The organism is Citrobacter sp. wls613 (assembly GCF_005281195.1).
Lineage (GTDB): Bacteria > Pseudomonadota > Gammaproteobacteria > Enterobacterales > Enterobacteriaceae > Citrobacter > Citrobacter gillenii.
In genome coordinates, this window is record NZ_SZXN01000047.1 from 1 (window position 1) to 15,751 (window position 15,751).

11 protein-coding genes and 1 pseudogene are annotated in these 15,751 nt (G+C 54.1%); 6 read left to right on the top strand and 6 right to left on the bottom strand.

Annotated features, from left to right (window positions below; genetic code table 11):
* Positions 1 to 38: 38 nt before the first annotated feature.
* Positions 39 to 1,163, top strand: a pseudogene (locus tag FDX01_RS07845) (MFS transporter); the annotation flags it as partial.
* Positions 1,164 to 1,232: 69 nt separating this feature from the next.
* Here FDX01_RS07845 and prpE read toward each other — a convergent pair.
* The 4 genes from prpE to prpB form a co-directional block, all read right to left on the bottom strand.
* A complete protein-coding gene (gene prpE, locus FDX01_RS07850; protein ID WP_096758152.1) occupies positions 1,233 to 3,119 on the bottom strand; it encodes a propionate--CoA ligase in 1,887 nt (628 codons plus the stop codon).
* Positions 3,120 to 3,158: 39 nt separating this feature from the next.
* The gene (locus FDX01_RS07855; protein WP_115259319.1) at positions 3,159 to 4,610 is read right to left on the bottom strand and encodes a bifunctional 2-methylcitrate dehydratase/aconitate hydratase; all 1,452 of its coding nucleotides are present in this window, start codon (positions 4,608 to 4,610) and stop codon (positions 3,159 to 3,161) included.
* Positions 4,611 to 4,649: 39 nt separating this feature from the next.
* Positions 4,650 to 5,819, bottom strand: coding sequence for a 2-methylcitrate synthase (prpC, locus tag FDX01_RS07860; protein WP_115259321.1), 1,170 nt, complete (start codon positions 5,817 to 5,819; stop codon positions 4,650 to 4,652).
* A 118-nt stretch (positions 5,820 to 5,937) separates the two neighbouring features.
* Entirely contained in the window at positions 5,938 to 6,822 is an 885-nt protein-coding gene (prpB, locus tag FDX01_RS07865) for a methylisocitrate lyase (RefSeq protein ID WP_115259323.1), read from the bottom strand.
* A 251-nt stretch (positions 6,823 to 7,073) separates the two neighbouring features.
* Here prpB and prpR point away from each other — a divergent pair, with 251 nt between their 5' ends.
* Positions 7,074 to 8,669, top strand: coding sequence for a propionate catabolism operon regulatory protein PrpR (prpR, locus tag FDX01_RS07870; protein WP_137399578.1), 1,596 nt, complete (start codon positions 7,074 to 7,076; stop codon positions 8,667 to 8,669).
* Positions 8,670 to 8,717: 48 nt separating this feature from the next.
* Here the strand turns inward: prpR and yahO are convergent, their stop codons facing one another.
* Entirely contained in the window at positions 8,718 to 8,993 is a 276-nt protein-coding gene (gene yahO / locus FDX01_RS07875; RefSeq protein ID WP_115259327.1) for a DUF1471 family periplasmic protein YahO, read from the bottom strand.
* A gap of 363 nt (positions 8,994 to 9,356) precedes the next feature.
* Here yahO and FDX01_RS07880 point away from each other — a divergent pair, with 363 nt between their 5' ends.
* From FDX01_RS07880 to FDX01_RS07895, 4 genes are all read left to right on the top strand, one after another.
* The gene (locus FDX01_RS07880; RefSeq protein ID WP_137399579.1) at positions 9,357 to 9,989 is read left to right on the top strand and encodes a LysE family transporter; all 633 of its coding nucleotides are present in this window, start codon (positions 9,357 to 9,359) and stop codon (positions 9,987 to 9,989) included.
* A gap of 91 nt (positions 9,990 to 10,080) precedes the next feature.
* A complete protein-coding gene (locus FDX01_RS07885) occupies positions 10,081 to 11,469 on the top strand; it encodes a diguanylate cyclase (RefSeq protein ID WP_115259331.1) in 1,389 nt (462 codons plus the stop codon).
* Between the two features lie 218 nt (positions 11,470 to 11,687).
* Entirely contained in the window at positions 11,688 to 12,779 is a 1,092-nt protein-coding gene (locus FDX01_RS07890; protein ID WP_137399580.1) for a 4Fe-4S binding protein, read from the top strand.
* Positions 12,780 to 12,972: 193 nt separating this feature from the next.
* The gene (locus tag FDX01_RS07895; RefSeq protein ID WP_137399581.1) at positions 12,973 to 13,482 is read left to right on the top strand and encodes a hypothetical protein; all 510 of its coding nucleotides are present in this window, start codon (positions 12,973 to 12,975) and stop codon (positions 13,480 to 13,482) included.
* Between the two features lie 127 nt (positions 13,483 to 13,609).
* On the opposite strand, the gene foxA is transcribed toward FDX01_RS07895, so the two are convergent.
* Positions 13,610 to 15,718: a ferrioxamine B receptor FoxA gene (foxA, locus tag FDX01_RS07900; protein WP_137399582.1), complete on the bottom strand. Its 2,109-nt coding sequence runs from the start codon at positions 15,716 to 15,718 to the stop codon at positions 13,610 to 13,612.
* Between the last annotated feature and the right edge of the window lie 33 nt (positions 15,719 to 15,751).

Sequence of the window (15,751 nt, forward strand, 5' to 3'; positions counted from 1 at the left end):
TCATACACTAAATCAGTAAGTTGGCAGCATTACCAGGCGATACTGGCATTATCTTCGCCTGTATATCGCTGTTTTCGTTGCTGTTCCAACCGGTATTTGGTCTGCTATCTGATAAACTCGGCCTGCGTAAGCATCTGCTGTGGATAATCACTGGCATGCTGGTAATGTTTGCCCCGTTCTTTATTTACGTGTTTGGGCCATTATTACAATTCAATATTTTAGTAGGCTCGATTGTCGGTGGCATCTACCTGGGATTTATTTATAATGCCGGGGCGCCTGCGATTGAAGCTTATATTGAGAAAGTCAGTCGCCGCAGCAATTTTGAATTTGGCCGGGCGCGAATGTTTGGCTGCGTTGGCTGGGCATTGTGCGCATCCATTGTCGGCATTATGTTTACCATCAACAATGAATTTGTCTTCTGGCTGGGTTCTGGCTGTGCGGTAGTCCTCGCCCTGCTGCTGTTCTTCTCGCGCACCGATACCTCGTCATCAGCAGAGGTCGCCAATGCCGTCGGTGCAAACCACTCTGCCTTTAGCCTGAAGCTGGCGCTGGAATTATTTAAGCAGCCAAAGCTGTGGTTCCTGTCGCTGTACGTGGTTGGCGTGTCCTGCACCTACGATGTGTTTGACCAGCAGTTTGCCAATTTCTTCACCTCGTTCTTTGCAACCGGTGAACAAGGCACGCGGGTATTTGGCTATGTCACCACCATGGGGGAATTACTCAACGCCTCGATCATGTTCTTTGCGCCGTTGATCGTAAACCGTATTGGTGGGAAGAACGCTCTACTGCTGGCCGGGGCGATTATGTCGGTACGTATTATCGGCTCATCATTTGCCACCTCGGCGCTGGAGGTCATCATCCTCAAAACGCTGCATATGTTTGAAATCCCGTTCCTGATCGTCGGCTGTTTCAAATACATTACCAGCCAGTTTGAGGTACGGTTTTCTGCCACCATTTACCTCGTGTGCTTCTGTTTCTTCAAACAGCTGGCGATGATTTTCATGTCGGTGCTGGCGGGCAATATGTACGAAAGCATTGGCTTCCATGGCGCGTATCTGGTGCTGGGTATTATTGCGCTGACTTTTACGCTGATTTCGGTGTTCACACTGAGCGGGCCGGGGCCGTTGTCTCTGCTGCGTCGCCGGGAAAGCCCGGCGCTATAACGCGGGGTTTGCCAGAGGGTGTAATAACAAGCCCGGTAAGCATCGCGCTACCGGGCCGTTTAACGGGGATTATTCTTCGATTGCCTGGCGAATTTGCTGCAACGACGCGGGATCGTCGATGGTGGTCAGATCGCCGGGATCGCGGCCTTCACAGATCGCCTGGATCGTACGCCTTAGCATCTTGCCCGATCGCGTCTTCGGCAATTGTGACACAAACCAGACATGTGCCGGACGGCCAAAGTTACCAATCTGGCTGTCCACCAGCGCCATAATCGCCTTCTCTTCTGAATGCGCAATGTCGCGGTCTTCCAGACTGTCACTCTGTTTCGGGATAACAAACGCCACCGCCACCTGCCCTTTCAGCGCATCTTTCACGCCGACCACCGCCACTTCCGCGACGTTCGGATAGCTGGAAATACTCTCCTCTATCTCACGGGTGCCCAGCCGGTGTCCGGCCACGTTTATCACATCATCGGTGCGGCCTAAGATGAAGTAATAGCCGTCTGCGTCGCGGATCCCCCAGTCGAAGGTGGCGTAAACCTGGCGGGAGAACAGCGACCAGTAGGTGTTCACAAACCGTTCGTCATCGCCCCAGATGGTCTGAATACAGCCCGGTGGCAGCGGCCCTTCAATCACCAGCATACCCTTTTCGTTCGCTTCGCAGGGTTCACCGGTCACTTCGTTGAGTAACTGAACGTTGTAGCCATACATCGGCACACCGGGGCTGCCCAGACGCGACGGCCTGTCGTCCACGCCACGGGCAATTGCCATAATCGGCCAACCAGATTCGGTCTGCCAGTAGTTGTCGATCACCGGCACGCCCAGCGTTTGGGTTACCCAACTCGCAGTGGGTTCATCCAGCGGCTCGCCCGCCAGATACAGCACCTCCAGCGAGGAGAGATCGTGATTGCGGATCTGCGCGGTCGGGAACTTCTTCAGCACGCGAATGGCGGTCGGCGCAGAGAACATTCTGCTGACCTGATATTTTTCGACAATCTTCCACCACACGCCGCAGTCCGGGTACGTCGGCAACCCTTCGTACACCACCGTCGCCATCCCCGCCAGCAGCGGGGCATAAACGATGTAGGAGTGTCCGACCACCCAGCCAATATCCGAGGCACAGAAGAACACGCCGCCCGCTTTGCCGCCAAAGATGGTCTCCATCGACGTCGCCAGCGCCACCGCATAGCCACCAACATCACGCTGCACGCCCTTCGGCTTGCCGGTCGTGCCGGAAGTGTAAAGTATGCAGGAGGTTTCGTTCGACTCCAGCCACACCACCGGCACGCGCGCCCCGAGATGCTGCTGACGCAGCGCGGCAAAATCGAGATCGCGCCCCTCGACCCGCGCCATTTTCGCCAGCCCACGATCGACCAGTACCACGTGGTGCGGCTGATGCTGCGCCTGGTCAATAGCCTCATCGAGCAGCTTTTTATACGGCAGGATCTTGCCCCCGCGCGCCCCGGCATCCGCCGAGACGATGACCTTCGGTCGGGCATCGTCGATTCGCGCCGCCACGCTGTGCGAGGCGAAGCCACCGAACACCACCGAGTGGATCGCGCCAATGCGTGCACAGGCCAGCAGTGTAATGTGTGCCTCGGCGATCATCGGCATATATACCAGCACCCGATCGCCACGCTGCACGCCAAGCGACAGCAGCATAGCGGCCGTCACATTGACTTCGTCATACAGCTGACGAAAGGTAAACGTGCGCTCTTCTTCGGTTTCCGAGGAAACAGCAATCAGCGCCAGCGCATCGGGCTGCTTCTCCAGCCAACGGTCAATGGCGTTATGGCACAGATTGGTCGTCCCACCGCAAAACCAGCGCGCAAACGGCGGATGGCTATGGTCCAGCACCTGAGTAAACGGCTGCTGCCAGTCAATACGCTGGGCCTGCTCGGCCCAGAATGACTCAGGTTGAGTGATAGATCGTTGATAAAACTCGCTAAAAGACATAATGCTCTCCTGTTGAACTTACGCCTAATGAGTCAGGTTTTAGATAATGAACAAATCCATGTACTCATTAACCGGCATCTGTTCCAGGCGAGTTCTGTCCAGGGAAACATCCAGAATGCGCTGTTGTTGGCGGGTCGGGAACTGGCGCGCCAAGTTGATTTTGAATTTCTCGACCAGCTTCGGCATGCCGTCAGTCCGACGACGCGCGTGGCCGATCGGATATTCCACCACCTCTTCGTCAAAACGGGAGCCGTCGGTAAACTCCAGGGTGATAGCGTTGGCGATGGCGCGTTTTTCCGGGTTGTGATAATCGGCGGTAAAGGCCGGATCTTCGAAGCAGTTAATCTTCTCTCGCAGCGCGTCGATGCGTTTATCCTGCGCCACACCGTCTTCATAATCAGCCGCCGTCAGGCGTCCGAACAGTAGCGGGACCGCCACCATGTACTGGATGCAGTGGTCGCGATCCGCCGGGTTATCCAGCGGGCCTTTTTTGTCGATGATGCGAATGCAGGCTTCGTGTGTACGAATCGTCACTTTTTCGATATCGGCAGCCGTCTTACCGGCAGCCAGCAGTTTTTCATGCAGCGTCATGGCGGCTTCTACCGCGGTCTGGGAGTGGAATTCAGCCGGGAAGGAGATTTTAAACAGCACGTTTTCCATCACGTAAGAGCCGTACGGACGCTGGAAGCGGAACGCTTCTCCTTTGAAGGAGACATCATAGAAGCCCCAGGTTTTCGCCGTCAGCGCAGACGGATACCCCATCTCGCCGGTTTTGGCCATCAGCGCCAGACGTACCGCCCGGGATGTGGCATCCCCCGCCGCCCAGGATTTACGCGTACCGGTATTCGGCGCATGACGATAGGTTCGCAGCGACTGTCCGTCGACCCACGCCAGCGAAACCGCGTTGAGGATCTCATCGCGGGTCAGTCCCAGCATCTCGGCGACTACGGCGGTCGAGGCCACTTTCACCAGCAGAACGTGGTCCAGGCCGACGCGGTTAAAGGAGTTTTCCAGCGCGATACAGCCCTGAATTTCATGGGCCTTGATCATACCGGTCAGCACGGTTTTCATAGTCAGCGGCGCTTTACCCGCTGCTACCGCATTGCGCGACAGCCAGTCAGCGGTGGCCAGAATCCCGCCAAGGTTATCGGAAGGATGGCCCCATTCCGCGGCAAGCCAGGTGTCGTTGAAGTCCAGCCAGCGGATCATCGCGCCAATGTTAAACGCCGCCTGCACCGGGTCGAGCTGAAACTGGGTGCCCGGCACGCGAACACCGTTCGGCACCACCGTCCCCGGGACAATCGGCCCCAGCAGTTTTTTACAGGCCGGATATTCCAGCGCTTCCAGCCCGCAGCCGAGGGTGTCGAGCAGACAATAATGCGCGGTGTCATACGCCACCGTCGAGGTGATGGCGTAATTCATCACGTAATCAACGATATCAACGATTTCACGGTCAAATTCAGGGCGAACATTCGAAATATGAGCGGACATAGGGTACGTTTCCTGTTTTTTATCTTTAGAGGTTTTGCATTAGCAACGCTTTTCAATAGCGACAAATACGCGATCTTCCGGGCCGGTGTAGTTGGCGGAAGGCCGGATGATTTTATTATCCTGGCGCTGTTCAATGATGTGCGCCGCCCAGCCGGTGACGCGGGCGATGACAAACAGCGGGGTGAACATTTCGGTCGGGACGCCCATCATGTTGTAGGAAACCGCCGAGAACCAGTCGAGGTTCGGGAACATCTTTTTGGTATCCCACATTACCTCTTCCAGACGGTCGGCGATGTTGTACATTTTCAGCGAACCGCCTTCCTGGGAAAGCTGCTTCGCCACGCGCTTGATCACCTGATGCCGCGGGTCAGCAAGGGTGTAGACCGGGTGACCAAAGCCAATCACCACCTCTTTGTTTTCTACACGTTTACGGATATCAGCTTCGGCTTCATCCGGCGTTTCGTAGCGCTGCTGAATTTCCAGCGACACTTCGTTGGCCCCGCCGTGTTTCGGACCTCGCAGCGCGCCAATGGCGCCGATAATCGCGGAATACATATCCGAGCCGGTTCCCGCAATCACCCGTCCGGTAAAGGTCGAGGCATTGAATTCGTGTTCGGCATACAGCACCAGCGAGATGTGCATCGCTTTTTCCCAACTGGCCGACGGTTTTTCGCCGTGCAGCAGGTGCAGGAAATGACCGCCAATGGAATCGTCATCGGTTTCTGGCTGGATACGCTCACCGTTGTGGCTGTAGTGATACCAGTACAGCAGGATCGAGCTGAGCGAGGCCAACAGCTTATCGGCAATGTCGCGCGCACCGGAGACGGTATGCCCCTCTTTTTCCGGCAGCGTGCAGCCCAACGCAGAAACGCCGGTACGCATCACGTCCATCGGATGCGAAGCGGCAGGCAACGCTTCCAGAACGGTACGCACGTTTGCCGGGAGGCCACGCAGCGCTTTTAATTTAACCTTGTAGGCGTTGAGTTCATCGCGGGTGGGTAATTTTCCGTGGATCAGCAGGTGCGCCACTTCTTCAAATTCGCACTGTTGCGCGAGGTCGAGAATATCGTAGCCACGATAGTGTAAATCGTTACCGCTTTTACCAACGGTGCACAGGGCGGTATTGCCGGCGGTCACGCCGGACAGCGCGACCGATTTTTTCGGCTTAATAACATTCGTACTATTTTGCAGGATCGTTGTGTCGCTCATGTTGTCCTCGTTATTTTTATATATAGGGTATTGAGGGTATGCATCGCGTCGTACGTTGTAGGCCGGATAAACGTAGTGCCATCCGGCATTGCCTGATGGCGGCTGCGCCTTATCAGGCCTACGGCTTCGTGGCGTACAACGCGTCGAGTTTCTCTTCGAACTGGTAGTAGTTGATGCTTTCGTACAGCTCGTTGCGCGTCTGCATGATGTCGATAACGTTCTTCTGCGTGCCTTCCTGGCGCAGCACGTTGTACACCTGCTCGGCGGCGCGATTCATGGCGCGAAATGCCGACAGCGGATACAGCGCCATTGCCACGTTCGCACTGCGCAACTCATCGGTGGTGAACAGCGGCGTTGCGCCAAATTCAGTAATGTTGGCAAGGATCGGTACCTGCACGGCATCGGCAAATTGGCGGTACATTGCCAGCTCCGTAATGGCTTCCGGGAACAGCATGTCAGCGCCCGCTTCGACATACGCCTGCGCACGATCGATAGCGGCGTCTAACCCTTCCACCGCCAGCGCATCGGTACGCGCCATAACAACAAAGTTCGGATCAGTACGCGCATCCACCGCCGCACGGATCCTGTCGACCATCTCTTCTTTCGATACGATCGCCTTGTTCGGACGATGCCCACAGCGCTTGGCGCCGATCTGATCTTCAATGTGCAGCGCAGCGGCCCCGGCTTTGATCATCGATTTCACAGTGCGTGCCACGTTAAACGCGGATGATCCGAACCCAATATCGGCATCCACCAGCAGCGGCAGCGGGCAGACATCGGTGATACGGCGGATATCGGTCAGTACATCATCGAGGGTAGAGATACCGAGATCCGGTAACCCTAACGACCCGGCAGCCACGCCGCCGCCAGAGAGATAAATCGCCTGATACCCAGCGCGCTGGGCCAGCAGAGCGTGGTTCGCATTGATGGTACCAACAATTTGTAATGGATTTTCTTTAGTGAGCGCGGCGCGAAACGCCAGCCCCGGAGAGTGCAGAGACATATCCCATCCTCTTGTTATCAACTTGTTATCGTTCGTTGATTAACCTAAAGCAAGGGGTATGCCAACGCCTTTATTAAGTGCGTTATTTTTACTTACTTCTTTTAAAACAATTAATTACAATTTAACTCTGCATTTTTGTCGCACAAAAGCGTGTCAGCACGCGTTTCATGAAACCGGCCTGAACGTTTCATTGCAACATTTATGAAACACAACTAAACCCAATATTCGGTTCTTTAATTTTGGGGTTAGCGATGGCTGAGACACATCTTCCACCACGCATGAATGACGACAAACCGGTTATCTGGACGGTCTCCGTCACGCGCCTGTTCGACCTGTTTCGCGACATCAGCCTGGAGTTTGATCACCTCGCAACCATTACCCCAATTCAGTTGGGTTTTGAAAAAGCGGTGGCCTATATCCGCAAGAAGCTCGCCAGCGAACGTTGCGATGCCATCATCGCCGCGGGTTCCAACGGCGCGTATCTGAAAAGCCGCCTGTCGATTCCGGTGATCCTGATAAAACCCAGCGGATTCGACGTGCTACAGGCGCTGGCGAAAGCCGGTAAGCTAACCTCGTCGATTGGCGTCGTCACCTATCAGGAAACACTGCCCGCATTAACCGCCTTTCAAAAGACGTTCAATTTGCGCCTGGAGCAGCGCAGCTATATCACCGAAGAGGATGCGCGCGGGCAGATCAACGAGCTGAAAGCCGGCGGAACGCAAGCGGTGGTTGGCGCGGGCTTGATTACCGATCTGGCGGAAGAAGCGGGGATGACCGGGATCTTTATCTATTCGGCGGCCACCGTACGTCAGGCCTTTAGCGATGCGCTGGATATGACCCGCCTGACGCTCCGACGCAACGGGCAATACGCCAGCGGCGATACGCTACGCACCCGCTATACGCTGGGTGATATGCGCGGTCATTCGCCGCAGATGGAGAAGGTTCGCCACACCATCATGCTGTACGCCCGCTCGCGCGCACCGGTGCTGATTCAGGGTGAAACCGGGACGGGGAAAGAGCTGGCGGCGCAGGCGATTCATCGGGAATATTTCACCCGTCAGGACTCTCGACGTGGCAAGCCCTCAGCGCCATTTGTCGCCGTTAACTGCGGGGCTATTACCGAATCATTGTTGGAAGCGGAGCTGTTTGGCTATGAAGATGGCGCGTTTACCGGCTCTCGTCGGGGCGGTCGCGCGGGCCTGTTTGAAATTGCCCACGGCGGGACGCTGTTTCTCGACGAGATCGGTGAAATGCCGCTGCCGTTACAAACCCGACTGCTGCGCGTGCTGGAAGAAAAAGAGGTCACTCGGGTGGGCGGGCATCAGCCGATCCCGGTCGATGTGCGGGTGATCAGCGCCACCCACTGTCATCTCGAGCAGGAGATGAAACAGGGCCAGTTTCGAACCGATCTGTTTTATCGCCTGAGCATTCTGCGCCTCACACTGCCGCCACTGCGCGAGCGCCTGCCCGATATCCTGCCGCTGGCAGAAGGGTTTTTAAAACAGTCACTGGCGGAACTCGACGCGCCGTTTTCTGATACGGTGCGTAAGGGACTCGGGCTGAGCCAGCAGACGCTGCTCAATTATGGCTGGCCGGGAAATATTCGCGAGCTGCGTAATATGATGGAGCGTCTGGCGCTGTTTTTGAGCGTGGAACCGCAACCTGAACTGAACATCCATTTTTTGCAGCAGTTGTTACCGGAGTTAGCCGTTACCTCCGAAGCTCCTCAGGTGGCGTCATCACTGACACCGCAGCAGGTGCTGGCGCAATGTAATGGCGATAAAACCGCAGCCGCGCGGTATTTAGGTATCAGTAGAACCACATTCTGGCGGCGATTAAAACAATAACCCGCCGGTCCGATGACCAGCGGGTTGTTTGTCTTTCAGTTCAGCGCGTTATTTTTTCTTGTAAATATTAGCCGTACCATGGATTTTATTGTCCGTTTGACCGGAGGTTAATACCAGGACGTCTGCGCCTTTCTCATCGGCTTTCTTAATCAGGTCTGCTTTAGCATCTGCGGCAGACATTTCATTGCTGGTAGAAATCGTGCCAATCTTGGTGTACTGAGACTCAACCTTATCAAAATCGACCTTCATCATCAGTTCCGCGGCATAGGCGTTGGAAACGACAAAAGCTAACGCACCAATTAATACCTTATATCCAGTTTTCATATAAAAGCTCCAATTTTTATGTTTTTACGCCATCATCGACCCCTGAACATCGATAGTGCGAGTCAAGGATGATTAATAAGTAGTTCAGCTTGTTCAAAAAATCCAGAGCTAACGGAAATATAAAGAGATTTTGCGAAACGGAGATAACCGACGATCCTACGCCGTTGCGTTCCCCGCCGCACCTGGCCGCGAATAATCGCCTGACATACCCGCTTGCAACAACGCTATTGTTTCATAATACAGTGTGAGTAAATCCTCAGAAAAATGTACGCTGAAAACGTAGAGTAGCTGACGACGCAGAATAGTCTTAATCCAGGCTGCGCATCACATACCCCTCTATTCTCACTGATGGAATCGTTGTTTATGGAACCTCTACACGCCGTCGTACTGACCGTCAGTTTGTTCGTGTTAACCTTTTTTAATCCCGGTGCAAATCTGTTCGTGGTGGTGCAAACCAGTCTGGCATCGGGACGCCGGGCGGGCGTGATGACCGGTCTGGGGGTGGCGCTAGGCGATGCTTTCTATTCTGGCCTCGGGTTGTTTGGCATGGCGACACTTATCACCCAGTGTGAAGGCGTATTCTCACTGATTAAAATTGTCGGCGGCGCGTATTTACTGTGGTTCGCGTGGAACAGCATTCGACATCAGGCGACACCACAAATGCCAACGTTACAGCAGCCGATTTCTGCACCCTGGTACGTCTTCTTCCGGCGCGGGCTGTTAACGGATTTATCCAATCCACAAACCGTGCTGTTTTTTATTAGTATTTTCTCGGTCACGCTGAGTGCAGACACGCCGACATGGGCAAGGATGATGGCGTGGGCGGGGATTGTATTGTCTTCCGTTATCTGGCGTATTTTTCTCAGTCAGGCGTTTTCTTTACCTTCAGTTCGCCGCGCATATGGGCGGATCCACCGGATTGCCAGTCGGGTGATTGGTGCCATTATCGGAGCCTTCGCCCTGAGGCTGATTTACGAAGGCATCACCCATCGTTAACGCACCTGAAACACAGTTTCGCTTGACCATCGTGACGTAATTGTCCGTAATACCGCCTGGATTTTTAAACGTATTTTTGAGTGGCTGTGAGATGGAACAGGTTGCCCCCGCAAACGACACATTACTACTGACTGAATGGCAGGCGCTGCTGCGCCAGACGTCTCCTGACGTCCATACGATCCTGACTTCGTTAAGCGATGAGGAGATCCGCCATTTAGTGACCGTGTTTTATGACTACATGCTCTCCCATGCCGAGAGCGCATTGTTCCTGAATACTGAACAAGTCAGCACGCGGCTCAGCGGCAGCATGTTTAACTGGCTGCGCAGCGTGCTGGGTAGCGCGCAGGAAGACCTCTCACAGTTACTGCTCAAACAACGCGAAATCGGCGTGGTGCATGCGCGTATCGGCCTGCCCATCGATCTGGTCAATCGCGGCGCGCGCAAGCTGAAAGATGAGTTGTATCGGGTGCTGAAAAAGAAAGCAGACTACCCGCCTCACCTGTTGAGTGACGCTATCTGCTTTAGCAGCCTGGCAATGGATACCGCACTGGAGGCGATGACTGTCTCCTATTCGCCAAGCTATCAAAACTCCCTGAACACGCAAGAACAGTATCGCCTGCAAACGATTTATGACGACGTCAACGTCGAGCGCGAGCGGCAAATCCGCTCGTTTACCGACTGGGAAAATCAGTTTATCTACAACATTGCCACCGGATTACCCGTTGGGGAACTGGTCTTTCTGGCGAACTCCGATTTTGGTATGTGGTTCTCCCATAAGGGAAAACATATATTCGGTAACAGCAATCTGCTTGCCGAAATGGAATCTGTGATTGCAGAAATTGATAACCGTCTGACCCAGACACTGTTGAATCTACAGCAACCTGCAGAAGCCGTACGGATGAGTTTATTACAGGATGTCCGCCAGCTGTCGGCAAAAATCCATTACCTTCTGGCCTCGATGTTTGAAGCGCTGGTCAAACAGGAAAACGGTAAAGACTCGCTGACCCAGCTGCTTAACCGCCGCTTTATTCCGACCATTATGCGGCGCGAAATTTCGCTGGCATTACATGCGCGCAAGCCGTTCACCCTGGCCATGTTAGACATTGATTACTTCAAACAAATCAACGACAGCTATGGGCATAACACCGGCGACATGGCGCTGAAAAGCGTGGCGGCGGTGATTTATGAGCATATCCGCAGCAGCGACTACGTTTTCCGCTACGGCGGTGAAGAGTTTATGATCCTGCTGGTCGAGTCAGAGGTTTCACAGGCCAGTATTATTCTGGAAACCCTGCGTAAAAAGATTGCCGACCTGCGCATGGCGGCCTCGGCGACGGAATCCTTCTCGATTACCGTCAGTATTGGTATCGCCGAATATGACTACCATCCGGACTACAAACAGTTGGTGGATAAAGCCGACCGCGCACTGTATCTGGCAAAAAGCCGTGGCCGTAACCGCGTCGAAACCTATCAGGAATAACTTTTCCCTTTCCGCAGAAATAAATACCCCCTTCAGGGTATTTATCTGACCCGTGTTAATACTCGTGCTGTTATTTTTAATAGGGCTTTTGCCTGACGCAAAAATAACAGCCGCTGAATAAGATGCAAATCAAATACATGATATCTTTATCGCGTTAGCATATCCCGGTGATGCGTCCTCCTGAATGCGGGAAGGAAACGATGAGGGATAATAAAATCATGAACGGGAATAAGAGAACACGCTGGCAGCGCCGTCCAGGCACCACCGGAGGAAAACTGCCATGGAATGACTGGCGGAATGCCAGCACCTGGCGAAGAGCCACCCAGTTTCTTCTGCTGGCGATTAATATCTATATTGGCGTGACCTTTTATTACTGGGTCCGCTATTTTGAGACCGGCGGCACCAGCGTGTATATTCCCAGACCGGGAGGGATTGAAGGGTGGCTGCCTATCGCCGGGCTGATGAACATCAGGTATACGCTGGAAACCGGATACCTTCCGCCGATCCACGCCGCCTCCATGCTGCTGCTCGTCGCGTTTATACTGATAAGTCTGCTGTTAAAAAAATCATTCTGCTCGTGGCTCTGTCCGGTGGGGACGCTGTCAGAGTTGATTGGCAATCTGGGTAAAAAACTCGTTGGCCGCCATTTCACACTGCCACGCTGGCTGGATTTGCCGCTGCTGAGCCTGAAATATCTGCTGCTGAGCTTCTTTCTGTATATTGCCCTGTCGATGCCCGCGCAGGGGATCCAGTACTTTTTGATGTCGGCCTACGGCATGATTATCGACGTCAAGATGCTCGATTTCTTCCGCCACATTGGCACGGCAACGCTGGTTTTCGTGGCGATTATCAGCATCATGAGCCTGTTTATTCGTAACGCCTGGTGTCGCTATTTATGCCCGTATGGTGCCCTGCTCGGCCTCTTCTCCCTGCTCTCTCCATTTAAAATCCGGCGTAATGCAGACAGCTGCATCGACTGCGGAAAATGCGCGAAGAACTGCCCGTCAAACATTCCGGTGGACAAGCTTATTCGGGTTCGCACCGTTGAATGTACCGGCTGCATGACCTGCGTTGAATCATGCCCAGTCGCCTCAACGCTGACGTTTTCACTGCAGAGACCGACCGGCAACGCCGCACCCAAACCGTGGTGGCAACGCGTCGCTTTACCTGGATGGGGAATGACGCTACTGCTGCTCGGTATTCTATTTGCCGTCATTGGCTATGCGATGTATGCCAACGTCTGGCAGACGCCGGTACCGGAGCATATGTATTTCCAACTGATACCGAAAGCCAGAATGATCGGGCATTAACGTTTACCGCCTTGCAGACCATCAAACACCCTGCCAATTCTGGCAGGGTTTCCGCCTTTTTCGACCATTTTAAGATTAATGAACTTGTGCCATCGGCGTCCCGTTTATACAACCTTAAATAGCCTCTGGAATAATTCTATTTTTATTTCATGTTCGGCAATAAGGGACCTCAATAATGCGCGGGAATAAAACCATGACTAAAATGAAACTGGCACTGTTATTACCTCTTTTTCTGGCTGGCTGTTCAATGAGCGACGGGGAGTTAAGAAACGCCTACGCTCAGCATTATCAGCAGCCGACGGCTTATGTTGAGGTCTATAAGCAAAAAATAGCCAGCATGGACATTAATGCACTGGCGCAATATGCCGCCACAGAAGACAAGAAGAAAATGCGCGGACAGCCGCGGCTGAAAATAGACAACTTCATTACCATTGAGAACGTGCAGGCGAAGGGAAATCGGGTGGTCTACGATTACTCGTTGTCAGAAAGCTGGCAGGCGTTACCCGCCGATAAGCAGCGCGAGAAGCAGACTAATATGAACAGGGATTTGATTTATCGTACCTGCTCGCTGGAAACAGTGCGTCTGGCACAGGCGAAAGGGCTGGAAGAGGAGCATAACTACTACAGCCAGTACCCGGACAAGCTCGCCTTTACCCTGAGAATCAGCGCCCAGATTTGTATCCAGAACGGCTTTACGCAATAACCGGTCTGGTCATCAACGGGCCATCAATGCCTGATGGCGCTTCGCTTATCAGGCCTACATGAGTGTGCACCCCGTAGGCCGGATAAGGCGCCAGCGCCGCCATCCGGCTAAAAACCGATGGTTAACATCAGAATTTCCACGACACGCTGCCAACGATACTGCGCTCCGCACCGAAGTAGCAATACGAGAGCGAGTTACAGGCCGCCACGTAGCGTTTATCGGTCAGGTTGTTGACGTTCAGTTGCGCACTTAAACCCTTAATCCCAATATTCGTTAAGTCGTAGCCTACCGCCATATCCACCAACGTGTACGACGGCAGAGTATGGGTATTCAGGCGATCGCTGGTGATCCCGTTGACGTAGCGCACGCCAGATCCCAGCGTCAGGCCGTCCAGCGGACCACTTTTCACATCGTAGCTCAACCAGGTGCTGGCCTGATTACGCGGGGCGTACACCGCACGCTTACCCTGCTCCTCCGGACTGCTCTTCTTGTAGCGAATGTCGGTATAGGTGTATGCCGCCTGCAGGCGGAAGCTCTCCGTCAGTTGGCTGATCGCCTCCAGCTCGACCCCTTCCGATTCAATTTCGCCAATTGAGCGGTACGGGTCGGTCGGTTCTTCTTTGGTGGCGATATTGGTCTGATTGATACGGAATACCGATGCGCTAAACTGGCTGTTCAGTCCCTCCGGTTCATACTTCAACCCGGCTTCCCACTGCTTGCCTTTCATTGGCTCCAACAGGTTGCCGTTTTCGTCGGCAAAGCTGGTCGGTGTGAACGCGGTGGAGTAACTGATGTACGGCGCAAAACCGTTATCGAACAGATAGAGCAGCGCGGCACGAGTGCTGAAGTTGTTTTTATCCAGATCGCTGCGGGTATCGTTTATCTTATCAATGTTCGACACGCTGACCTGATCGTAACGGCCACCGAGCGTAATGCGCCAGCGATCCCATGACATCTGATCCTGCAAATAGTAGCCCGTCTGGCGCAGCTTGTGTTTTTCACGCGCGTACATGTTGATGTAATCCGGCTTCGCGCCGTACACCGGGTTAAAGGCGTCAATCGGCGGGAAAGCACCGTAATAGCCGGTGGTGTTGTTGCTGCGACTCTGATAGTCAATGCCCACCAGCAGGCGGTGGTTCACCTGCCAGGTATCCACGCTGCCGTCGAGTTGGTTATCCAGCGTAATGGCCGACATATTCTCATCGGAGCCGGAATAGCCGCGGTTGAGTTCAGTGTCATTCAGCCAGCCCGCCGCATACACCTGATTAAGTTCAACATCGGTATGCAGATAGCGCAGCTTTTGTCGTACCGACCAACCGTTATCGAACATGTGCTCGATGTTGTAGCCCACCATGTTCTCGCGACGATCGTATTTGTCGTAGTCATCCTCACCTTCAAAGAAGGTATTGGAAATCTTTCGCCCGTCGTGCGGCACCACGGTGCCATCATATGGCAGACCCGAGTGGCTGCCACCTTCCGGATCGCGGTGCAGGTAGGCCATCAGGTCGAGACGCGTCTGGTCGGTGATACGCCAGGTCAGGCTGGGCATCAGCGCGTAGCGTTCTTCCTTCAACGGACCAAACTGCGAGTCCGCATAGCGCGTCATCCCACTCAGACGCGCCGCCACGCGATCGTTATCGTCCAGTGCGCCGGTGACGTCAAAGGCGGCGCCACGCTGATTGTTATTGCCGGCAAACAGCTTCACTTCACCACCCGCATCAAACGACGGTTTACGTGAGGTCAGCGCCACAATGCCACCCGGTGAAGAACGGCCATACAGCACCGAAGCCGGACCGCGCACCACTTCAATATTGTCGAGGAACCACGGATCGACCACCAGTGAGCTGTGCGAGTTGGTATCGCCCATCATCTTCAGGCCATCGAGATAGACGTTATCGAGGCTGCCGTCGGAGAAACCGCGCAGCACAATATAGTCAAAGCGGTTAGAGGCACCAATCTGATTGCTGTACACCCCTGGCGTGTAGCTGACGGCCTGGCGCACGCTGGTGGCTCCCTGCTCTTCAAACTGTTCACGAGTAATGATGGACACCGACTGCGGGGTTTCAATATCCGGCGTGGCAAGCTTGGTGGCGCCGCTCTGCATTTTCGAGGTGACCACCACCGTATCGTTTTTTGTTGTTTCCTGCGCCAGCAGAGGAAAAGCCACGCTGCCGGTCACCCATCCCACCAGCAGCGCCAACCGAGTCTTCGCGAACATGAACATCTCCCAAGGCATTTCTAATTGTAAATGAGAATTATTGCGCTTTTT